The following is a 24,125-nucleotide window of genomic DNA, read 5'->3' as shown; positions in this document are numbered from 1 at the left end:
AGGTATCTAAAGAGCTTAGCTGTGACTATTATTTTGCAGATCCTTACTGCTCTTGGCAACGAGGATTAAATGAGAATACCAATGGACTTTTACGACAATATTGGCCAAAATCTACCGACTTTAAATTGGTCCGCAATGAGGATGTCAGGGTGAATTTAATACAGCTGAATAATAGGCCGAGAAAGAAGCTTTTTTTTAAAACCCCGCTTCAAATGATGGCAGGACACATAACCGCACTAGTGGCGTAGCGGTTATGCACTTCAAGGTTGAATCTGCCCCTTATTAAAAATCATTCACTTCCATAATAGCTCATAACATTCAGAGGTATGTTATCAATAACGTTCAAACAACTTCAGCAATGCATCACTGTTATCGGGTGCATATTTTTCCTCCTGCTCTTTACCATAGACGCTATCAGCCAATTTTTGCTTACGAGCTTGTAGCGCAAGTACACGCTCTTCAACGGTTTCTTCACAGATTAGTTTATACACAAATACAGGCTTATCCTGACCAATGCGATATGCTCTGTCTGTTGCTTGATTTTCAACCGCAGGATTCCACCACGGATCATAATGAATCACTGTATCGGCGGCGGTAAGGTTCAAACCTACGCCTCCCGCTTTTAATGAGATAAGGAACACAGGCACTTCACCCGTTTGGAACCTATCAATAATCTCGGTGCGGTTACGTGTTTGCCCTGTGAGTTTTACAAACTCAATACCTTTTTCATTAAGTTCCTGCTCAATCAGCCCTAACATAGTGGCAAACTGAGAGAAGATTAAGATACGTCTTCCCTCTTCAATCATCTCAGGCACAATCTCCATTAAGAAATCTAATTTTGCAGAGCCTTTAATGCCCCGTGCATGTTCTAATTTTACCAAGCGAGGATCACAACACGCTTGACGAAGTTTAAGCAGCGCATCTAAAAATTCAATACGACTACGCGCCATGCCTTTTTCTTTGAGCAGATCACGTACTTTTGCTTCCATGGTAATACGAATGCTTTCATACAAGGTGCGCTGATCATTGGGTAATATCACTTTATGAATGATCTCGGTTTTCGCAGGTAACTCTTTCGCCACTTCATCTTTAGTACGACGCAGTAAAAATGGCTGGGTTTTTTGAATCAACCACTCCTGTATCTGCACATTACCCTCACCTTCAATGCCTTTACGGTAAAAACGGTTAAAAGTAGTATGCGAGCCCAAAAATCCCGGCATTAAGAAGTCAAACAGTGACCACAATTCACCAAGATGATTTTCCATCGGCGTACCCGTTAAACATAACCGCTGCTTTGCATTTAACTGTTTGATACTTTTAGTCATTTTTGCCAATGGATTTTTAATCGTTTGCGCTTCATCCAAAATAAGATCTGAAAAAGTAATCGCTTCCAATTGTGCAAAATCACGACCCACTAACGGATAAGTGGTGATCACTAAATCATACTCGGTAATTTTTGCAAAATGCTGATGACGATCTGCGCCATGTAAAACCAGCACATTCAGATCCGGGGTAAATTTCTTTGTTTCATTTAACCAGTTACCCACCAACGACGTTGGGCAAATAACAATCGCAGGCTCATTAAGTTGTTGATGCTGTTTTTTGTAAAGCAGATAAGCCAATGCTTGAACTGTTTTACCCAAGCCCATATCATCCGCAAGTACACCAGAAAATCCATACTCATTAAGAAATACCAACCAGTTCAAACCCGTCAATTGATAATCTCGCAGTGTCGCTTGTAATCCCTCTGGCACTTCAACGGTTTCAATGCCCGTAAAGGTAGCTAACTTATCAGCCAGCGCTTTCACATGACTGCCACCCACCCATTTATTAATCTCAGGAAGTTGCGCAAGCAGTGCTGCTTGGCTTTGTGGTAGTTTAATATGATCATTATTCACTTCACCTAACTCTTGTAAAATAGAGAGAATAGGCTGAATAGAGCTACGTTTCACACGTAGCGGACGACCATTTGCTTGCGCTAATAAGATATCAAAATTGTTTTGTTGCCAACTTTCATTGCTACGTAACCACTCAAGTAACAGCGGTAATAGCTCAATACGTTTACCTTCAACCTCAATGGAAACACCTAAATCAAACCAGTTCCCCTGTTCTGAAATTGCAATGTCAATACTATCAATCTGCTCACTCTCTAAGACCAGATCATTGGCGATATTAAACTGCCAACCCAACACCTCTAAACGTGCTTTGTGAGCCGTTAAAAAAGAGAGCCACTGAAACTGTTGAGAACCGCCTAATTCAGGAGGTAAAATACCTAATAACATTTTTGATTTTGGCTGTTTATCATCGTAGAGAAACAGATCTAACAAGCACAGTTGGTCAAACTCCTGTAGCGCAACAACCTCCGCTTCAACATCACGATTAATAGTGACAATCTCATTGTTAAACATAAATTGATCACGGCTTTTTTCATCAAGTATGCTGGGATCAAGTTGCAATTCACCATAGAAGAAAGACAGACGTGCAATAAACAACGGTTTATCTTTAACCATTTTACTTTTTAAACTGAACTCTATTTTCAGCGGAGCATCTAATTCACGCGCTTGATAAGCGATAGGATTTGGCAAAACAGTCTGCGGAAAACGCAGCGAAACTTGCTCGGTGAAATGTTCACACTGCTCGGCCGCAAGCGGTGGCGTCTGAATAAGTGATAAGATCCACTCTCTATCAAACTCGCTTTCTATCTCACCAATAAAACCGCTGTCAGTATCAATATAATAGGGAGTTGGTGTCGGAATAAGTAGCCAGTTTTCACTGTCGGTTAAATTCAATTGAAGCTGTTTAAGCTCCTCTTCATTCTGCCAATTTAGTTGTAATACTTTAGGCTCCGCAGCCACAACAGGCAATGCCATCTCAGACCAAAAACAGCGCCCAGTCGCTAATATTTTTTGTAGTGCGAGTTGATCATGTTCGGTATGAATAGTGGTTTTAGCTAACTTATTAACCCGTCCCTCTTTAGAAAGTAACAGTTGTAAGATATTAATATCTTCAGGCTTTACCCACTTGTAACTCTCCATCCATGTTTCATTGTCAACCACAGAGATAAGGTCTTTCTCAGCAAAAACACTGACATTTTCACTTTTAAGAAAACGCACTGAGCCATATTCGACCTGAATATATTGTAATGCATGGTTATAAGCGGTTTTAATGAAAGAGAGTCGGAAATAACCTTGATAAGCACTTGCGACCACAGTCGGTTGTTTTTTATCGAGTTGCCCCTGCAACATCTCAAACCAAGTTTGATAACTGTTTTCAATATTATAATTAGGGGTATCTGCTTGATAAGCAAGTAATAGCGCAACCGCATGTTTACAGTTCCACCCCACAGGGCATGAGCAAGTACTGTGAATAATAAACCCGCCCTTATTAGAGGGTTTAATAGTCGCACTGGTTTGGTATGGGGTTTCAGATCCCCCTTTTACACTGCCACTAAGCTTACTTTTTTCGTCATCAAACTCACAAGACAGGACGCGACTCTCTTTAAAATAGCGAGTGCCACGGTCGATAATGTTGCGACCAAAACTGGTGGAAATGTCTTGCTGAGTGATCTTAGGCATCTAGGTAACCAACGGTAAAAATGGATCATTCATGATAGAGAGATCTTACCTATAAGGAAAGGAATAATAAGTTATTTGCGTCATCAATATGCAAACAAGCTGACTTAGTAGCAGTAAGGTAAATCGCTGATTACCCATCATAAAGGTAAAAAGGAAACAAAAATCCTCGTATATACCCGTCATCATTCAAGATGAAAAATTGAAGGTCTGAAAGTTGTCATTAATTCTACTCGTTAAAGTATGTCCAATTTGAGGTAATGCATCATCAAAAAAATTATCAATGCTCTGTCAAAATTCTTTGGCAATTGCGAAATTCTTGTTATTTCTTGCATGCTCATTCATTACCTTCCACAACCGTTCTATTGGGTTTAAGTTGGGACTGTAAGGCGGTAAATAATGTAGTATAATTGCGAACTTTTTCGCTTGAGTTTTGACGACATCACTACGATGATATCCTGCACCATCAAGTATTAAATGGATTGCTTTATCTGTTACATACTGCTCTTTTATCAACTTTAAAAAATCAATAATAGATTCACCGTTTACTGTGGCATATTGTTTCGTTATCGCATCTTGTAAATGACCTAACCTGATTGCACCAACAATATTCAATCGAGTTCGACTACTTGTTATTTCTATCGGTTTATCCCAGTTCGTATCCAGCCACAACTTACTTTAGTTGCCTGCGTTGGGTGTGTGACATCCATAAAAAGTATGGGCTAATCGCTTGCTACGTGCGCTTTTAGCGCATTATATTTTCAACAAAAGTGTCTTGCTTTTCTTGGTCATATTGGTGTGGGACGCCTTTAAATTGCTTGTAGCTAAACCCATTGCGATGAAGCCATTTTTGCAAACCAGGAATTGAATACTCTACGTCAAAAGTGTCTTTTATATATTCTCGAATATCATGCATATGAAAGTAAGTAATCTTACTCAAATTTTCAATAACCAATTCGGTTTGTACATCATTGAGCTAACTATCTGAACTACCCTTTTCTGATGTGGTTTTCTGGTGAGAGGCATAATCATTCAGGTGGCGAATAATGCTTGTTGGGTGCTTTCGTAAAACTTAAGAGATCATCGTTGTTGACCAACCTTCATCTGACAATAAAATCGCTTTAATTCAGTCACACTCTCGTTTATCACTGCATTTTTTATGGCGTGATTCTAAGGCTAATTTTTCTTGGTAGGTCAGAGATATTTACATTTTATTAGTTTGATCCTTCTAAAATAAATTTCAATGTTTTTATTGAATTGAAAAGCATTTTCAAAGATCACGGATCTAGACAGGTATGACTGTATTTTAGAGATAAAGAACACTTAATGTTTCCATCAGGTGTTCTTAAATTTGGGGGCGCTAAATTGATGAAAAATCAAGTTCAGTAAATTATAAATGAGAATTCAGGTTGAACATTGAGTCTCATGTTTTCACTAATAATTTATTAACACAGATCCACTATAAGAAATATTGCAACTTTTTATTTGATTTTCAGTCGTGACAATAGATGGTTTTTAACTCCTGAAAAACCATCTATTCCATACTGGACAACAATCGATACATAAACAAGACTGCAGCCTCAACTGCAATAATAAATTGTCGCACATCGATTGCTTAAGGTAAAATTACCAATAAAAGAGCGTGTATTCTTCTTATACTTTGCTGAGCTGATAAAGTCGACTCGATGCCTCTAAAGAGATCTTGCTCATATCAGTAAGCTTGGCAGCATCCGTAGCGTTATGCTCACTAATGCCACGAATCCGCTCGGCCAACTCATGAATTTCATCCGTAACTTTCGCTTGTTCATTGGCGGCCAACGCGATCATTGATGTACGCTGATTAATATTATCGAAAGCTTCTACTATGTTTTCAAAGGATTCGACAACTTTATCGACACGCTGAATCGACTCGGCCGACAAGCTTTGGCTACTGGCGATAATTTTTACACCATTTGTTGCCGCCTCTTGTAATTGTTGAATCATATTTTCAATCTCGGCGGCAGAATCTTGAGTTCTGGCAGCTAATGTTCTCACTTCATCTGCCACTACCGCAAAGCCTCGTCCGTGCTCACCAGCTCTGGCCGCTTCAATAGCTGCATTTAAAGCCAGCAAATTGGTCTGGGAAGATATCGCCTTTATCACATCTAAGACCACCCCAACTTTTTGGCTATCAGCCGACAATCTATCAATCACACCCGATGTTTCATCCAGTGCTTCGGCTAGATTTTGTACTGCGCTCCCGTTTTGTAACGCTAACTCTCGCCCCTGAGAAACTAAGGCATTGACATTTTCTGCAGTCCCTGCTGCTTCATCGGTGTTTTGTGCCACATCGCGAGCACTGGCAGACATCTCATGGATAGCGGTAGCCAACATATTGCTCTCATCCATCTGAGCGGTAGCGCGGTCACGGAGGGTGATACTCAACTGGTTTAAACCATCAGCCTCTTTGCTGATACCCTTAGCTTCGGTACCAATTTCATCAAGTAAATTATTGAGATAACTGCCGTATTCATTGACTGCCTCTTTTAACAGACCAATTTCATCCATTGAACTAATTTCTAAGCAGGCTGCAGAGCCGCCACTATAAAGTAACTTAATCTGCCTTGTCGTGTCTTTAATCCAGCCCAGCACAACCTTGCTGTACCAAGTGAAAATAGCAACGAAGATAAGCAGAGCGGGAAATATAGTTACATATAAACTGATTGCTAACTTTTGTACTGGTTGTTGAGCTACACTGTCAGGTAGCAGCATACCAATGGTCCAGTCCAGTTGCTTTAATTTTTGCAATATTAAGATACTGCTATCCCCAGGGACGACTCCACTCGGCATAATAGAGAGTTCAGTTCCTGTACGTATGGCCTTAGCTAGCGGCGCTAAACTGTTATCAGTTTTCAAGGCTTGAGCCAGTGTCGTCATCGCTAGGCTGTTAGTGCGGATCTGTGGAAAACTAACAATTTGTTCGGTCTGATCAACGGCAAAGCTGTAACCACCGGTCATTTCATTTTGTTGGGTAAAAAGTTCTGTTAAATTCGATAACATTAGATCTACAGTTGCAGCCCCCCAAAAAGCGCCATCTCTTTGAATTGCTACAGTACAAGTAACCATCGGCACTTTCGAGATCGGATCTTCATAAGCTTCCGACCATGCGCACTGGCCAGGTGCTAATTTTTTAGCTACCTGATACCAACCTTCATTGTGATAGCCACTCCCAGCAGGGTCGTTATAATCATCTAATAAACTCAAGTTTCCACTGCTGCTACGGGCCCAGAAAAAAGAACGCCTTGCGATGCCTGCTGTAAAAGCATTAGGTTCAGGCCATATGCCCCCACCAGCTATGCTACTATCGGAAAATTTATCGACTAGCGCAGGAAAATAACTTTCGAATAATTGTTGCTCTAACGGCAGTGATTGTGCTAATCCCGCAAGACTCTGGGTCAGCGAGGACGCGTCAGTCAACGATACTCTCAATTCATTTACCGTAGTCGCCACCTGAGCTCTAGCCTCGCGTTGAACTTGTTGTTGCATCACTGGCAGGGCTAAATACTGCATCACTGAATAGATAAGTACAGCTGCGGCTATGAGCAATATCACGCTCATAGTCATGATTTTTTTATTAATACTGAAAGGATTCATATCTGTTCCTTTTATGTATCTATAAGATATTTTATAGGTACTTTTGTTATCAAATGGTAGGATATGTTGTTTTATAGGTCAATGAATTTGATACCTATTTGGGGGTTCTCTCAACATAAAAGTAGTGTGCATAATATGCTTTATTGTAGTTCGCTGTTGGTAAAACCATAACGTGTAATGGTTTAATAAATTTAGAGGGTTTGATAACCTCTTAAATTCATTAAAACAGGAAATTAAAATGACCAATGCAACTCGTAAAGTACACATTAAATTTACACATGCTCAAAAATTAGAATATAAAAAATTAATGGTTGAAAAAAAATTATTCTAATAATCAAATAATAGAGCTTTCAGGGGCATCTTCATCAGCAGTGGTTCGCTGGAAAAGTAATATATTGCAGAACAATCTAAAATCGAATATCCACCACTTCATTAAGAATCAAATTACCCACAATACTCACATTCACCTCTTACCCTACTTTAGCTTGATTAATGACACTATCTAATAATGAACTAACGGTTACTACGGCTATCTCTTTCTCATCAAATTCAATGCTATAAAATGCTGAATCGTTGCTTTTATGTTAAATTTATACAAAAAAACAGGGAGATAATATGGAAATGATACTGCACACGATTAGTGCTTTTACAGACCATGGCCATGGTGGAAATTTAGCAGGTGTGGTTTTAAATGCCGATAAGCTCTCCGATAAGCAAAAACAGCAGATAGCCAAACAAGCAGGATATTCTGAAACTGCCTTTGTTTGCTCTGATCCACAGGTAGACTTTTCTGTTTCCTTTTTTACCCCAACAGCAGAGGTCGATTTTTGTGGTCATGCAACCTTAGCACTTTTTTATCTACTCTTTGAACAAAGAATAGTCGGTATAGGTGACTATCAACAACGCACCAAAGCAGGCATTTTATCTGTCACGCTAAAAGCGGATGGTGGCGTGATAATGCAACAAATTTTACCTAAAACATTAGCACGATTTTCTTCTGAACAAATTGCACCATTACTAAATTTAAAACCTGAAAAATTAATAAACACGTTACCGATTGAAGTCTTATCAACAGGCTTAGCTGATTTGTTCATACCTATACCACTCGGTCTACTCGATACCATTAAACCGAACTTGCCTTTGATTAAAAAATTCTGTTTTGAAAAAAACATAATAGGTTTACACCTCTTTGAATTAAATGCAGAAACAGAAAAAGTAAGCGCAAGCTGTCGCAACTTTGCACCATTAGTTGGTATTGATGAAGAATCCGCAACAGGTAGCGCTTGTGGGGCGTTAGCTTGTTATCTTTATCAGCATTTAAAAATAGAAAATAGCCTATTTCAGCAAGGGAGAAGTATGAGGCGTAGCAGTTTATTAAGTGCGTCGGTTGCGATAACAGATAGCAAGATTAGTAATGTTAAAGTGGGTGGTTTTGCGAAATTGATTAAGCGTGAGGTTATTGTGTTATAAAAAATATTTATGCCATCAATTGAGATGGCATAAATACAAAGGTTGGGTTAATTAATATTAGGTCCTAACCAGCGTTCAGCCGTTAATAAGTCCCAACCTTTGCGTTTTGCGTAATCTTCCACTTGATCCTGTTGAATCTGTGCGATTGCAAAATAACGACTTTCAGGATGCGAGAATATCCAACCAGAAACAGCAGCACCGGGGTACATTGCGTAACTCGAAGTCAGCTCCATGCCTATCTCTTTCTCTACATTCATTAAGTCCCAAATCACCTGTTTCTCCGTGTGCTCAGGGCAAGCCGGATAACCTGGTGCAGGGCGAATACCTTGGTATTTTTCACGGATCATCTCGTCACTGCCTAAGGTTTCATCCGCAGCAAAACCCCAATAATCTTTACGCGTTTGTTGATGCAGATACTCTGCGAACGCTTCTGCAAGTCGGTCACAAATCGCTTGTACTAAAATCGCATTGTAATCATCGTTATTCGCTTTGTATCTGTCTGCTACTTCACGTTCACCAATACCGCCCGTAACGGCAAAGGTGGCAATATAATCCGCCACACCTGACGATTTAGGCGCAATATAATCCGCTAAACAATGATTAATAAAAGGCGGTTTTTTCTCTGATTGTTGGCGTAACTGGTGACTAACTTGTAATATTTCACTACGAGACTGATCGGTATATATTTCAATATCATCACCGACACTGTTGGCGGGGAAAATACCCACAATACCCGATGCTGAGATTTCACCTTGCGCTTCAACGGTGTCTAACATTTCCAATGCATCAGCAAACAAACGAGTCGCTTCTTCACCGACCACTTCATCGGTTAATATACGTGGATATTTCCCCGCTAAACCCCATGTCATGAAGAACGGCGTCCAGTCGATATATTCACGCAATATTTTAATCGACATTTTTTTAATGACCTGCACACCGAGTTTATTAGGTGTCGGTGGTACATAATTTTTCCAGTCAATTTTAGCGCAATTAAAGCGCGCACGCGCCAGTGAAACTGGCTTGCTACGCGGACGTTTATTGGCATATTGAACACGTACACGATCATAATCGAGTGCCAATTTCGCCACAAAATCAGGTTTAGTTTTAGGGTTTAATAATAGCTGACAAACACCCACCGCACGAGATGCATTAGAAACATAAACCACGGGTTCATCGTAGTTTTGCTCTATTTTCACTGCGGTATGCGCTTTGGAAGTCGTTGCTCCACCAATCAATAACGGCAGTTTTAACCCTTGGCGTTGCATCTCTTTGGCCACATAAACCATCTCATCAAGTGATGGCGTGATAAGACCAGACAAACCAATCATATCTGCTTTTTCAGCAATTGCAGTTTTGATGATTTTTTCCGTCGATACCATCACGCCTAAATCGATTATTTCATAGTTATTACACTGTAAAATAACACCAACAATATTTTTCCCAATATCGTGTACATCACCTTTTACCGTCGCCATGACGATTTTGCCGTTGGTTGCGCCCTTCTCTTTGGTTAATTCGATATAAGGGTTGAGGTAAGCCACTGCTTGTTTCATAACCCGTGCCGATTTTACCACTTGTGGCAGGAACATTTTACCTTCACCAAATAGGTCACCAACGATATTCATGCCATCCATTAACGGGCCTTCAATCACCTCAATCGGTCTATCGGCATTCTGGCGAGCAACTTCGGTGTCCTCGACAATAAATTCAGTAATACCTTTCACTAACGCATGGGCAATTCGCTCATTAACAGGCAGTTCACGCCATAAAAGCGCTTTACCATCGTCTACTTTTTCTTGCCCTGCATTACGAAATTTCTCTGCAATTTCGAGTAGATCATCGGTTGCGGTGAGACTTTTATTCAAAACAACGGCTTCAACTGCCTCTTTTAAATCCGCGGGAATATCATCATAAATTGCTAATTGTGCAGCATTAACAATACCCATGTCCATGCCATTTTTCACACAGTAATAGAGGAATACCGCATGAATCGCTTCACGCACGGGGTTATTACCACGGAAGGAGAATGACACATTAGAAACACCGCCCGACACCATCGCATGTGGTAAGTTTTCTTTAATATCTTTTACCGCTTCAATAAAATCAACCGCGTAGTTATTGTGCTCTTCAATTCCCGTGGCAACGGCAAAAATATTAGGATCAAAAATAATATCTTCGGGTGGGAAACCCACTTGGTTGACCAGAATATCGTAAGATTTTTTACAAATTTCAAACTTACGCGCGCGGGTATCGGCTTGCCCTTTTTCATCAAAAGCCATCACTATCATGGCAAAACCATAACGACGAATCAGGGTGGCCTGACGAATAAAGTTATCAACCCCCTCTTTCATGCTAATAGAGTTAACAATACCTTTACCTTGCACACATTTCAGCCCTTCCTCTAAAATTTCCCATTTAGAGGAATCGACCATAATAGGCACACGAGAGATATCTGGCTCAGAGGCACAGAGGTTTAAGAAACGTTTCATCACATACAATGAATCAAGCATCGCTTCATCCATATTAATGTCAATAATATCAGCGCCCGCTTTCACTTGATGTAACGCGACATCTAACGCTTCATCGTATAATTCATCTTTAATCAAACGTTTAAAACGTGCTGAACCCGTTACATTGGTACGTTCACCGACATTTTGAAACAGTGAGTCTTTGCGGATGGTTAACGCTTCGAGACCACTCAGTCTACATGCAACCTCTATCTCAGGAATAGCACGTGGAGTCACCCCTTCAACCGCATCATACATCGCTTTGATATGCGCAGGCGTGGTGCCACAACAGCCACCCACTAAATTGAGAAAGCCACTTTCCGCCCACTCTTTAATATGTTCCGCCATCTCATCAGCTTCTAAATCATATTCCCCAAAAGCATTAGGCAGACCTGCATTAGGATGTGCAGAAACAAACGTTTCTGAGATACGCGACAGCTCGGCGACATATTGGCGCAGTTCATCAGGGCCTAACGCACAGTTCAAACCAAATGAGATCGGCTCAATATGACGCAATGAGTTATAAAATGCTTCGGTTGTTTGTCCAGACAGAGTACGCCCCGAGGCATCAGTGATAGTACCCGATATCATCACCGGTAATTTGTAACCCAACTTTTCAAACACACCGCTAATGGCAAAAACAGCGGCTTTTGCATTTAAGGTATCAAAAATAGTTTCGACCAGAATCAGGTCACAGCCACCTTCAATCAAAGCCAGTGTAGATTCTGTATAAGCTTCGACTAATTCATCAAAACTCACATTACGAAAAGCGGGATCGTTGACATCCGGAGAGATAGAACAAGTACGATTTGTGGGTCCTAAAACGCCAGCCACAAAACGCGGGCGATCTGGCGTTTCAGCCGTTTTGGCATCGGCCACTTTACGTGCAATACGTGCGGCTTCACGGTTAATTTCTGCCGAGAGTGATTCCATCTGGTAATCTGCCATGGCAATCGTAGTGGCATTGAAGGTGTTTGTTTCAAGAATATCTGCTCCTGCATCAAGGTACTCTTTATGAATATTTTCAATAATTTCTGGCTGACTTAAAACCAGTAAATCATTATTACCCTTTACGTCACATTTCCAATCGGCAAAACGGCTACCACGATAATCTTCCTCTTCAAGTTTATAATCTTGAATCATGGTGCCCATGCCACCATCAATAAGCAGAATATGTTTCTGTAACTGTGATTTAATTAATGCGCTGCGATCGATGGCTGACATAGTATCCCTTACAATTTTATTCATAAAATAGAGGGCGCAGTTTAACATAAAAGTAACAGTCAGTATTTCGGTAACTGAAGTGATAAATTGAAATATTGTCATGAACAACATGAGAAAAAAGAGGGCTAAAAATTAGGCATAAAAAAAGCGAACTAATTACAGTTCGCTTTATCTTAAAAGAGCTTGGGTAATGTCATCATTATAAACAGTGATTCTATTTTACAGTTTCACGGTCTTTCACCTTCCATTAGTATTGCTACTCCATCATCCCTATAAACATAAACTTAAGAACGTCAAAGTGTTTACAAAAAACAGGCTTAAAAACCAAAGACACTAAATCCGTATAAAACGGAAAATTCCACAGTAAAACTTAAAAACCATTTACTTTATGATCGACTATCACATAACAAAAAAGAGTAACTAATATGCCAATTTGGCGATGAGTTGCTTAATAAAACAAACTCCTAAAGTTGATTACTCTTTTCTAAAAACTGATATGAAGTAAAAATATCTTATCCCTCCATTTGAAAGTTGAATCGACAACCAGCATTTTATTTCAGTCATTTTATTGGACTAAACCACCAAAATAAAAAAGACCTTTCCCGATCGCTCCGTTGAGCGGATGCGTTACCTTGGTAACGCCTCGTTGGGTGTTTGCCTTACTAAAAACTGATAAGAAGTAATAACAATGCCTCCATCTCTGTTTTAGATTATCAGTAATAAAATCCTTTGGTAATAAACACTATTTTAGTGCGTTGAAGTTGCATCAATTATGTCGAACTTCTTAAGTTACCAATTGCCTCTTATATGTTAACGACTAAGGCTATTCATTTATCACTGTGCTAGGTACTAATTTTATTCTCCTTTGTAACGCTTTAATTACTATTAAGTGTAGGATGACTACTTATTTATGCCAGTCTAAAAAGACGCTTTTAAGGTGTTTTTTAATCTATGTCACAGTTTTTATTTCAACTCATTTAAGTCATATGGCGTTACTTGGTAAACACAATAATTTAACCAGTTACTATACAACAAGTTACCGTGACTCCGCCATTTTGCACGCGGAATTTGGTTCTCATCGTCTTCTGGATAATAATCCACAGGCAAATTAGGATTAGTCCCGCCATCCAAATCACGTAAGTATTCATTATTTAATGTATTAGCATCATATTCAGGATGACCAGAGATAAATACCTGACGACAATCAGGGCTGGCAGCCAGATAAACCCCGGTTTCAGCATTATCTGCAAAAATAGTTAAATCGCTGTTGGCTTTTATTTTTTTAGAATCAAATTCAGCAAAACGCGAGAGTGGTGCCCAGAATTGGTCATCAAAACCACGCACTAAAGGATGATGATGGTTATAGGTATTATGTTTGTAAATTCCTGAAAGCTTCGTTTCACGTGTTTCTCTTTTAATATCAAAAAGATGGGTCAGTGCCGCTTGTGCAGCCCAGCATAAAAAGAGGGTTGAGGTAACATTATGATGCGACCAATCAACAATCTCTTTGAACTTCTCCCAGTAATAAACATCTTCAAAAGGAATTTTTCCCAGTGGGGCACCTGTGATAATAAAGCCATCCCATTTTTGACTTTTAACACGCTCAAAATCACCATAAAATTTGTCAAGGTGCTCCTGCGGTGTATTGCGTGACGCACGCGCATCAACACGTACTAACTCAACATCAACCTGTAGCGGTGTATTAGAAAGCAAACGCATCAACTGCGTTTCTGTCTCTATTTTTTTAGGCATTAAATTTAAAATTAAAACACGTAGAGGACGAATATGTTGATGGCTTGCACGAGATTCTGAAATGGTAAAAATATTTTCAGATTTTAAAATTCCTGTGGCGGGCAGATCATCGGGGATACGAATAGGCATAAGCAACTCCATAAATGTTAATTTTTCTAATTTAGCCATCTAGAAGTCTAACATTAATGTTTCATTAGGCATAATGATTATGAGATAGTAGTTCTAAATAATTTCCCAAAGGATTTCAAATGTTTACTCTTGTTGAAACGGATTTAACCAACGAAAAACATGCTAACGCTTATTTATCACTCATGTCTCATTACGCTTGCGATCCAATGGGGGGTGGCGAAGATCTTTCCGACTTTGCTAAAGAGAATTTAGTAAGTAGTTTATTAAAACGCGATGATGTGATTACTTTATTAATTTTCAAAGAGGACAAGCCAGCTGCACTGTTAACGGCTATTGAGGGATTTTCAACATTTTATTGCAAGCCACTGTTCAATATTCATGATGTTATAGTCTTTAAAGCGTTTCGCGGTTTAGGGCTTACTACAATGTTGTTTTCTGAAATTGAAAAAATAGCCAAGCAACGTAAGTATTGTAAAATTACCTTAGAGGTTTTATCAGGTAACGAAATTGCAAAAAATGCCTATAAAAAACTGGGTTATGCGGATTACCAGCTCGACCCAGCACAGGGCAATGCGCTGTTTTGGAGTAAATCACTGGTAAAATAACTTACAATGACAAGTAAACTCATACCCGTTGCGAATCAAACTGCTTTGCTCAGTCACTAACGGCGATCAAAAAGACATTTCGTTACTAGAAGCCTTGAATGGTAATGAGTTTATCTTAGATGCTTATTTTTTGGCCAATGCTGACTACTTAGTAACAATAACCCTGCAAAAACAGCTAAATTTTTAATGAAATTTTGCATTTCATGATCTCTTACAATGCCATCAAGGTTCCAAAAATCATGCATACCCACATTGATAAATAAAGTTAATAACGCCAAAGATAAAGCACTAAAAGCCACATAACGTCGCGTTAAAAGTAGCATAGCTGCGACCACTTCCCAAACCGCTGCAAAAAATAACAACAGTACAGGCATTGGCAGTTGATGCAGCTGCATCATCTCAATATGTTGCTGCCAAGTGGAAAATTTAAGCATGCCAGGTATTAAAAAATAAAGTGCTAATAATGTAGTGGCAATCCATTCAAAGCTATTTTTTATATTTATCATTTAACGACCATCATCCTGTTAATATCCGCCTTTAATTTTTTCGGGGCTGTTTGTGGTGCAAAACGTAATATTTGTTCCCCATTAGCACTGATTAAAAACTTGGTAAAATTCCACTTTATAGCTTTACTGCCTAATAAACCTGGAGCAAGTGATGTTAACGCTTGAAAAAGAGGATCCGCATTCTGACCATTAACCTCAATTTTGTGTGCTAAATCGAAACTAATACCAAAATTTAATGCACAAAATTTACCCATACTCTCATCATTTTCAGGCTCTTGATGACGAAATTGATCACAGGGGAAACCAATCACCTTCAAACACGCTTCACCATATTCATCTTGCAGTGCTTGTAACTCACTAAACTGTGATGAAAAACCACACTTAGTAGCGGTGTTAACCACTAAAATTAGTTGATTTTTCCATTCTGATAGAGTGTGGGTAACTCCATGAATAATCAATTCTGATTGGTATAATTGCTCTTTCATAAACAACTCCTTGAAGATATGACTCCCGCCTGTCGCTATATCAATAACGAACAATGGCACTTAACCCATACCTCAAAATTAAGGCAAATAGTAACGTTTCACTTCCATAAGTACTCTTAAAGTCGAGCAGGTGCGATTACTTTTGACAGGGTAATAACTTCTCTATTTTAAACAGCAGTTCATCCATATTAAAGGGGATATTAAGGGTACTACTGATATTGCCATACAGAGACTTACTCTCATTTTGACTAACAACACCATCAAGCAGAAGCAGTACAGGGGGAAATCGACACTGTACATGATCGCGTAATCGTGAAGATAAAGTTAATCCATCAATAGCGGGCAATTTCAAACAGCCAATAAGCAGACCAAAGTCCCTCTGAGCCATCAAATCAAGAGCATCTTGGCCATTATCAATAACATCAACATGATAGTTTTTCTGAGAAAGGGCAAAGTGAATAGACTCACACAGTGAATTTTATGCTATTGCTAGTAGAATTTTTTTCATTGTTAGCCCACAAAATGAATACAGTTACTAGCATAGCCACTTAGGAATCGTTACATAATAACTTGCGCTAAATTGTTTTCAAAAAGCCTGAAATGACTGGTTATTTTGAAAACAAAAGCACAAGTAATTTTGAAGCCGATCCTTATTGTTTAACTTGAATTATTTTATGGATATCTTCCACCATAAAATCCATATCAACATGTGGAATGCCATCTTCATTTAATACGGCTTTAAAGCTTGCTTGATGTTCACCTTGTGGGTTAACCAGTACTAATGAAGCGCTGTGATCAATCAAGTAATAAGCATCTTCACTGTCACCTTCATCCACAATGCTATACACCAAACCAAGATCTTGTACAAAAGGGAACAGTTGCTCATGAGTACTGGTTGTCCCAAGAAAATGAGGATTAAAGTAGTTTACGTATTCAGCAAGGTTATTGGCTTTATCACGGTTTGGGTCAACGGAGACAAATACAATTTGAATGTTGTCATAGGGAGGTTTACTTAATTCAGGATACACGCGGTCTAAATCAGCCAACGTAGTGGGACAGATATCAGGACAGAATGTATAACCAACAAACAACAGCGTCCAGTGATTAAGTAGACTCTCATTGTTGAAAACTTTATGGTCTGCCATCTCAAACGCAAAGTCAGGTAAAATTTTACCCTCTGTTTGCATCACTAATGAGGGGTTATCAGAAAGAGTATTAGTCAGTCCTATTTTTAGGAAAATACTAACCATAACCACTAAAAAAACAAAACCACCCAACAACCCTTTTTTCATGATTAATCCTTTAAATTTACATCCAATCACTTGTGCGGATAATACCGACAGCAATCCCTTCAATATCAAATGCTTGATATTCGAGGTCTACCTCTATTGGATTAAATTTATCATTTTCTGCTTTCAGTGTCACTCGACTACCCTCACGATAAAAGCGCTTCACCGTCACATCATCACCAACACGTGCCACAACAACCTGTCCATTACTAATATCTTGGGTTTTATGCACCGCTAACAAATCACCATCCATAATACCGATATCTTTCATACTCTCACCCTGCACACGTAAAAGAAAATCAGCAGAGGGATGAAACAAGTTTGGATCAACATCATAGTGAGACTCCACATTTTCTGTCGCTAGAATAGGTTCACCCGCTGCGACCATACCCACTAAAGGCAATCCCTCTTCAATAGGGACAATATTGTTTTTGTGGCTTTCCACAATACGAATACCACGAGAAGTACCCGATAAAATTTCAATAGCACCTTTACGTGCTAACGCTTTCAGGTGTTCTTCGGCCGCATTTGCACTTTTAAAACCTAAAATTTTCGCAAGCTCAACACGTGTGGGAGGCATACCGGTTTTATTGATGCAATCTTTGATAACTTCTAAAACTTCACCTTGACGTTTAGTTAACTCTTTCATCACTTACCTCGCAAATAGAATGGGACTGTAAACATACACAGTGTATATCTATACAGACTATTATTCTAGTTTTGCAGGGTAAATAATCTTTGCGCTATCATTTTTATGAAGCGGTGCATGGGAGGCTACAGAAAAAGCATTGCACGGGATAGGAAATAGGATGGTAACGTCTTCACGAATATCAGCTTTAAATCAGGATAGCGGTCATACTACGCCTGATTTAAATAGATAATCTAGCACTTATGTTTCTACACTAAATATTTCCCATTTTTGAGTACCTGATACTATATGAGCCTCTAGCTCTTTACTCCACTGTTTATGCCCAGATAACTCCCCCAGTTTTTTCCAAGACTCATCTAGCTCAGAGAGGTTATCAAGGGTTATCTCTGATATCACTTGTGATTCTAATGCCCCTATAGAGCCCACTAAAATTCGATATTTACCTTTATTCCAACCTATTTGTGATCCAAACTGCTCAAACCATCCTTTTAGTGAATTAAGTACATCAGGCTTGTGTCCAAATTTAGCATCAATCGTCCACCTTGCAACTATCATCTGCTCGCTCCTTTATCAATAATGACGTTAAGAAGTATGGAACTGATTGACCCTGAGGGGTAATTAATCATAAGACTATTTTTGAATAACAACATTAATGTTATTTATTAAATAATATATACCCGTTACCAGTCCATGCCCCAAAATTTAGCGTTGCGAGTATGCAAGATAATCCAGATGTTATTATTAGCATGAGAATAGCTTGTTTTATTATCTATCAGAGAGAAAACTTGGCTTAGCCGAGACCAATTAAACACTGCAACGGGGTAAAGTAACGAATTAATGACTCTTATTGCTCAAGTAGTAAAAACTTAATACTAAAAATAGTCTCTTCATCAAAAGAGGTGACGGATAGCTTGCCTGCATGAGCTTCGATAATAGAACGAGTGATTGCCAACCCCAGCCCGACTCCTGAGTGTTTGCTATGTGTGCGTGATTTATCGACACGGTAAAAGCGGTCAAAAAGATAGGGGAGATCTGTGCCAGAGATTGTTTCCCCCCTATTTTTGATCTCAATAGTAATACTCTGCTGATCTGTTGTTAAGGATATTTCAATACAGCTCCCTGTATAACTATGACGAATAGCATTTGAAAGCAAATTACTAAATGCCCTGCGTAACATCCGTTGTTCACCTGTAAAATAGGCTTCACCTTCTATTTTTATCTGGAGCTGATTATCTTCTGCTAGTGCGTCATAAAATTCAATTAACTGTAACAATTCGTCATGTAGTGCCAGCTTTTTTTTATCAAACTGAAAAGCGTGGTTATCTGATTTAGCTAAAAAAAGCATATCAGTGATCATTCGAGAAAGCTGTTCAAACTCTTCAACATTTGAAGCGAGAAGGTCAACATACTGCGCTTTACTGCGTGGCTTACTGAGACTTACTTGCGTTTGTGTCATTAAATTATTAACCGGGGAACGCAATTCATGCGCAATGTCCGAGGAGAAGTGAGAAAGCTGACCGACCGCTTCTTCTAACCGTTGTAACATTTTATTGAGTGTTTTTGATAACGATAGTATCTCAATAGGTAATCCCTTTTCAGGCATACGTTGCGTGAGATCTTGTAACGAGATCAGTGATGCTTGCTTACTTAACTTGACCAATGGCTGTAACCCTTTACGCGTTAAAAACCACGCAAGGCATCCGCCTATTCCCCCAGTAAATAAGATAAATTTTAATAATATCGCATGAAAAATATCTAGAAATTGTTGGTGATGATTAATATTTATCGCTAAAACAGCATGCAATATGGGTGTAGAACCCTCTTTTAATAAAAAGGGCAGGCCTAAATAGCGATTTTCTTTGTCTTGCCACTTGAAAAGAGCCTCCTTTTTTCCCATTGGAAATTGCTCACTGACCCCTTTAACTAAGAATATTAATCCGGTGTGATTTTTTGCAATTTGAAAAAGTGATGCCAGATCAGCATTCTGTTGATAAGCGTTTTTAAAGCTCTCTTTTTTCTCTTCTAAGGTATGGTTATCTTGCTCTATAAAATGTGCATCAATAGCGGAGCTAACAAAAAAAGATAATCCACTTAATAACAAAAGGATGGCAATAGTGAAAAAAAGAGTGAGACGCAGTGTCAGTGAATACTTAAACATGAATAATTAAATACCTTCCTCGGGGAGATCAAGTAAGTATCCCATACCTCGGATAGTCTGTAATAATTTCACTTCATAAGGGCGGTCTATTTTATTACGTAAACGACGAATCGATACATCAATGACATTGGTATCACTATCAAAGTTCATATCCCAGACTTCTGATGCTATCAATGCGCGTGATAATACCTCACCTTGACGGCGCATAAAAAATTCCAATAAAACAAACTCTTTTGCCGTTAATATTATATTTTGCCCGTTACGTTGCACGCGTCGCTTTAGGCGATCTAAGGTTAAATCTGCAACAGATAAGATACTTTGTTCACTACTTTTAGAACCACGCTTTAAAATAGTGCGCACTCGTGCTAATAACTCTGAAAATGAGAAAGGTTTAATGAGGTAATCATCGGCACCAAGTTCCAGTCCTCTGACACGATCTTCTACTTTGTCACGTGCAGTTAAAAAGATCACGGGTGTTTCATCCCCTTGCGCACGTAATTTTTGTAAAATTTCCCAGCCGGTAAGCTGAGGCAACATCACATCAAGAATCAGTAGATCATGATGCTCTGTTTGTGCGCAAAATAAACCATCAACCCCATTGCAGGCTAAATTGACAATAAAACCAGACTCTGTAAGCCCTTGTTGCAAATAGGAGCCTGTTTTAGCTTCATCTTCTACAATTAATATTTTCATTGACCACCTTGATTAAACGACATTAAAGTAGGCGACTTTTTCGTGGTTAATCGACCTACATCAATGCCAGAGGATTAATTAACTGAAAACGCACCTTTCATGCCCGCTTCCCAGTGACCAGGAATAAGACAAGCAAAATCAACACTACCAGCCTTATCAAACGTCCAAATGATAGCGCCTTGCTTACCCGGTTCTAAACTCGCAGTATTAGGGCTGGTATGTTGCATATCTGGCATCGAGCGCATCATTTTAGCATGCTTCAATAGTGCTTGCGTTTCACCAATCACAAGTTCATGTTTTAACTGCCCTTTATTAGTAATAACAAGTCGCACTGTCTCCCCCTTTTTAACGTTAATATTATCAGGAGTAAAGCGCATTAAGTCGTTGAGCGTTACATTAATGGTACGTGTTACCTCATCAGCATGACCCGGCATACCAACAACACTCTCTTGTTTACCATGACCCGCCCCCGCAAAAGCTTGCCCAGCTAATAAACTCATTAATAAAAACGCGACTATCTTTTTCATGTTACTTTCCTTTTTTAGACGATTTAAAACCAAAAACTCAAACCTGCAATCCAATTTGTTTGTTGCTTGTTTTCACCTGATTGCTGTCGCATATCGGCACTATTACCGAGTGTACTTTGCCATTCAACACCTATATAAGGTGCTATTTGACGACTGATTTCATAACGTAAACGTAACCCAGCAATCATTTCAGAAAGCCCTTTTCCCTGCCCCTGTTGATCATCATTTTTTGAAAAAGCAGCTAATTCGATACGTGGCTGCAAAATTAACTGCTGAGTCAGTAATAGCTCATATTCTACTTCTAATTGATAGGCACTTTGTCCGCCTTTAGTAACATAAGCCATCATATCAATCTCAAACCAATAGGGTGCAAGTCCTGAAATTCCTGCTCCCAACCATGTTTGCGAAGGTGCGTCACTGGTTGTGTAGTTCACCCCAAGCTGTGTATTCCAGAAAGTTGAGAGCGCATAGCTCCATAAAACCTCACTGCTACTCTCTTCTAACTTGCCATCTTTATCGAACTCACCTTCGGCGTTGAGTAATAATTTATTGTAATCACTACCTATCCAAAATTGTGTATCGTAAATCCAGCGATAGTCTTGATCGCCACTATTAACATATTCTATTCGATCCGCTTTTAACCCCCAAAATAGGAGTTCATCTGCCAATTTCAGCTGCCGTGGACCCGCCAAACCGTAAGGTGCATCTTCTAATGTATAGCCATTAGAATATTGATCGGCACTACGCGATGACGCTTTTAAAGTCGGTAAGCGAGTCATTGGTGAATGATCCATCTCAGCCATTGAATCATTAACAGCCGAATGCTCTTGCTCAGTCGTTTCATCTGCAAAACTGCCTGTCAGTGGCAAGATAAAAAATGCCACCAAACTCACTTTTTTAACGTTATTTATAAATATCATGAGACCACCACTTTGCGGAACATCCCCGCTTCCATATGGAAAAGAAGGTGACAATGCCAAGCCCACTGCCCTCTAGCATCCACTGTGACTAAAAAACTCACACGTTGTGCAGGTTGAATTGGGATAGTGTGGCGACGCGCTAAAAAATTACCGTCAGAATCTTCCAAATCACTCCACATGCCATGCAGGTGCATAGGGTGTGTCATCATCGTATCGTTATGTAAAATAATACGTACACGCTCGCCATAATTTAAATGAATTGGGGTTGAACTGCCAAACTCAACACCATCAAAAGACCAAGTGTAGCGTTCCATATTTCCCGTTAAATGCAGTTCAAGCTCTCTGTCTACGGGACGAGTATCTATCTCACCCCCTTTGCTTTTCAGATCTGCAAGTGTTAATACACGGCGACCATTATTACGTAGCCCCACCCCGGGATCATCTAATGTAATACGAGGTGTATCAACCCGCGCATCCACTGACGCACCATATTCTTGCTGTGCATGGCGCACCGTTTGAGATGCCTTGCTACGCGCATTAGGCATATCCATCGCACTCATGTCACCCGACATCTCCATAGTCATCGCATTCATGTCACCCGGCATATTCATAGTCATCGCACTCATGTCACCCGACATATCCATCGCAGAATGATCCATCGCACTCATATCATTCGACATATCCATACCCCCCATCATATCTCCCATGGTCAATGGCTGAACAGCATCAACCTCAGGTACTGGCGCGTTTAACCCTGCTTTTATCGCCAGAGTGCCACGTACATAACCACTACGTTCCATTGATTGTGCAAAAAGAGTGTAAACAGATTCCGTGGGTTCAATGATGACATCATAAGTTTCGCCAGGACCAAAGCGAAATTCATCAACCTCAACAGGTTCAAGATCTCCACCATCAGCGCCCACAACAGTCATTTTTAATCCCGGAATTCGCACATCAAAAAAACTATTACCCGCACCGTTAATAAAGCGTAAACGTAATTTTTCACCCGCTTTAAATAGACCACTCCAATTATCATCGGCAGTTTTACCATTCATCAAGAAAGTGAGTGTGGCAGCAGAAAGATCACCTAAATCTGTTGGACTCATACGCATCTCATTCCACATTTTGCGCTTACTGACCGCACCACCGATACCTACCTTGCTAACATCACTCATAAAATCAAAAAAGGTCGCTTGGTTATAATTGTAATAATCACTTTGTGTTTTTAACTTACCAAAAACACGCATCGGATTTTCATCAGTCCAGTCAGACAATACAATCACTTGCTCTGCCATCACCGGCTCAACCTGCTCTGCGGGTTCAATCACTAAAGCACCGTACAAACCTGTAATTTCTTGAAAAGCAGAGTGTGAGTGGTACCAATAAGTGCCACTTTGCGCCAGTGTAAATTGGTAGGTAAAGGTCTGCCCTGCTTTAATACCTGTAAAACTAATACCGGGAACACCGTCCATCTGATAAGGAAGAATAATGCCATGCCAATGAATTGAGGTATCTTCATCAAGTTCATTACGCACGTGGACAGTAATAGTATCTCCCTCTTTCATGCGTAGAGTTGGCCCTGGCAGTAAACCATTTACCGTGGTGGCAACACGTGTATTGCCAGTAAAGTTAACCTTACTTTCTACGATGGTAAGAAAAAATTCATTACCCGTTAATACCGACTTCTTTTCATCTTTTTGTTTTACATCATCATTATTAGCTTTCGCAATAGGTATCAGCGTAGCAACAGCGAGTAGACTGCCTCCGGTAAGCGTTTTTTTCATAAATTGGCGACGAGCGGTATCACACTCTGCAATGTTATGGCTCATATTCTGACTCCTTAATGAAATATCGACTTAGATAATAATAGATGCTTACTTTCACAAAGGTGACAGCAAGATGACAATATTGTCATAAAAATAACCTTTACCTTTCCCCACGGGTAAAGGTTATTTTTAAGGTAGATATTGATTCTTTCTGAAGGGAAATATATCAGCAACAGATAA

General features: G+C 39.5%; 18 protein-coding genes and 1 pseudogene. 3 read left to right on the top strand and 16 right to left on the bottom strand.

The window, feature by feature from the left end; translation table 11 throughout:
- On the top strand, nt 1-248 hold a 248-nt coding region (locus G322_RS23185; protein ID WP_022940025.1), incomplete at its 5' end, for an IS30 family transposase.
- A gap of 84 nt (nt 249-332) precedes the next feature.
- On the opposite strand, the gene G322_RS0101400 is transcribed toward G322_RS23185, so the two are convergent.
- From G322_RS0101400 to G322_RS0101390, 3 genes and pseudogenes are all read right to left on the bottom strand, one after another.
- The gene (locus G322_RS0101400) at nt 333-3,575 is read right to left on the bottom strand and encodes a DEAD/DEAH box helicase (protein ID WP_022940024.1); all 3,243 of its coding nucleotides are present in this window, start codon (nt 3,573-3,575) and stop codon (nt 333-335) included.
- Between the two features lie 186 nt (nt 3,576-3,761).
- Nucleotides 3,762-4,776, bottom strand: a pseudogene (locus tag G322_RS21590) (IS630 family transposase).
- A gap of 449 nt (nt 4,777-5,225) precedes the next feature.
- Nucleotides 5,226-7,205, bottom strand: coding sequence for a methyl-accepting chemotaxis protein (locus G322_RS0101390; RefSeq protein ID WP_022940023.1), 1,980 nt, complete (start codon nt 7,203-7,205; stop codon nt 5,226-5,228).
- Nucleotides 7,206-7,820: 615 nt separating this feature from the next.
- Here G322_RS0101390 and G322_RS0101380 point away from each other — a divergent pair.
- Nucleotides 7,821-8,675 (top strand): PhzF family phenazine biosynthesis protein, encoded by an 855-nt coding sequence (locus tag G322_RS0101380; RefSeq protein WP_022940021.1) that lies wholly within the window; start codon nt 7,821-7,823, stop codon nt 8,673-8,675.
- 47 nt (nt 8,676-8,722) lie between these two features.
- Here the strand turns inward: G322_RS0101380 and metH are convergent, their stop codons facing one another.
- Both metH and metA read right to left on the bottom strand, forming a co-directional pair.
- Nucleotides 8,723-12,406: a methionine synthase gene (gene metH / locus G322_RS0101375; protein WP_022940020.1), complete on the bottom strand. Its 3,684-nt coding sequence runs from the start codon at nt 12,404-12,406 to the stop codon at nt 8,723-8,725.
- A gap of 963 nt (nt 12,407-13,369) precedes the next feature.
- Nucleotides 13,370-14,287 carry a homoserine O-acetyltransferase MetA gene (metA, locus tag G322_RS0101370; RefSeq protein WP_028866342.1) on the bottom strand — a complete coding sequence of 306 codons (918 nt, stop codon included), beginning with the start codon at nt 14,285-14,287 and terminating at the stop codon, nt 13,370-13,372.
- Nucleotides 14,288-14,406: 119 nt separating this feature from the next.
- On the opposite strand from metA, the gene G322_RS0101365 reads away from it, so the two are divergent.
- Nucleotides 14,407-14,892 (top strand): GNAT family N-acetyltransferase, encoded by a 486-nt coding sequence (locus G322_RS0101365; protein ID WP_022940018.1) that lies wholly within the window; start codon nt 14,407-14,409, stop codon nt 14,890-14,892.
- Between the two features lie 110 nt (nt 14,893-15,002).
- Here G322_RS0101365 and G322_RS0101360 read toward each other — a convergent pair whose 3' ends face one another.
- The 11 genes from G322_RS0101360 to G322_RS0101310 all read right to left on the bottom strand — a co-directional run bounded on the left by G322_RS0101360 (nt 15,003) and on the right by G322_RS0101310 (nt 23,948).
- The gene (locus tag G322_RS0101360) at nt 15,003-15,398 is read right to left on the bottom strand and encodes a DoxX family protein (RefSeq protein ID WP_022940017.1); all 396 of its coding nucleotides are present in this window, start codon (nt 15,396-15,398) and stop codon (nt 15,003-15,005) included.
- Nucleotides 15,395-15,883 (bottom strand): glutathione peroxidase, encoded by a 489-nt coding sequence (locus tag G322_RS0101355; RefSeq protein WP_022940016.1) that lies wholly within the window; start codon nt 15,881-15,883, stop codon nt 15,395-15,397. The genes G322_RS0101360 and G322_RS0101355 overlap by 4 nt, the downstream gene beginning before the upstream one ends.
- 136 nt (nt 15,884-16,019) lie before the next feature.
- Nucleotides 16,020-16,343, bottom strand: a complete 324-nt coding sequence (locus G322_RS0101350; protein ID WP_281166488.1) for a response regulator — start codon at nt 16,341-16,343, stop codon at nt 16,020-16,022.
- Between the two features lie 190 nt (nt 16,344-16,533).
- The gene (locus G322_RS0101345) at nt 16,534-17,175 is read right to left on the bottom strand and encodes an SCO family protein (protein WP_022940014.1); all 642 of its coding nucleotides are present in this window, start codon (nt 17,173-17,175) and stop codon (nt 16,534-16,536) included.
- A gap of 16 nt (nt 17,176-17,191) precedes the next feature.
- The gene (gene lexA, locus G322_RS0101340; RefSeq protein ID WP_022940013.1) at nt 17,192-17,821 is read right to left on the bottom strand and encodes a transcriptional repressor LexA; all 630 of its coding nucleotides are present in this window, start codon (nt 17,819-17,821) and stop codon (nt 17,192-17,194) included.
- 240 nt (nt 17,822-18,061) lie between these two features.
- On the bottom strand, nt 18,062-18,376 hold the full coding sequence (locus G322_RS0101335; RefSeq protein WP_022940012.1) for a hypothetical protein: 315 nt from the start codon (nt 18,374-18,376) through the stop codon (nt 18,062-18,064).
- 289 nt (nt 18,377-18,665) lie between these two features.
- Entirely contained in the window at nt 18,666-19,979 is a 1,314-nt protein-coding gene (locus G322_RS0101330; protein WP_022940011.1) for a heavy metal sensor histidine kinase, read from the bottom strand.
- A gap of 6 nt (nt 19,980-19,985) precedes the next feature.
- On the bottom strand, nt 19,986-20,672 hold the full coding sequence (locus G322_RS0101325) for a heavy metal response regulator transcription factor (protein WP_022940010.1): 687 nt from the start codon (nt 20,670-20,672) through the stop codon (nt 19,986-19,988).
- 74 nt (nt 20,673-20,746) lie between these two features.
- Nucleotides 20,747-21,199, bottom strand: a complete 453-nt coding sequence (locus G322_RS0101320) for a cupredoxin domain-containing protein (protein WP_022940009.1) — start codon at nt 21,197-21,199, stop codon at nt 20,747-20,749.
- A 23-nt stretch (nt 21,200-21,222) separates the two neighbouring features.
- Nucleotides 21,223-22,119 (bottom strand): copper resistance protein B, encoded by an 897-nt coding sequence (locus G322_RS0101315; protein ID WP_022940008.1) that lies wholly within the window; start codon nt 22,117-22,119, stop codon nt 21,223-21,225.
- Nucleotides 22,116-23,948 carry a copper resistance system multicopper oxidase gene (locus G322_RS0101310; RefSeq protein ID WP_022940007.1) on the bottom strand — a complete coding sequence of 611 codons (1,833 nt, stop codon included), beginning with the start codon at nt 23,946-23,948 and terminating at the stop codon, nt 22,116-22,118. The genes G322_RS0101315 and G322_RS0101310 overlap by 4 nt, the downstream gene beginning before the upstream one ends.
- Nucleotides 23,949-24,125 lie beyond the last annotated feature (177 nt).

This window comes from Psychromonas hadalis ATCC BAA-638, from assembly GCF_000420245.1.
In the GTDB taxonomy this organism is placed as follows: domain Bacteria; phylum Pseudomonadota; class Gammaproteobacteria; order Enterobacterales; family Psychromonadaceae; genus Psychromonas; species Psychromonas hadalis.
The sequence above is the reverse complement of the archived record's forward strand: the minus strand, read 5'-3'. Positions and strand labels throughout refer to the sequence as shown.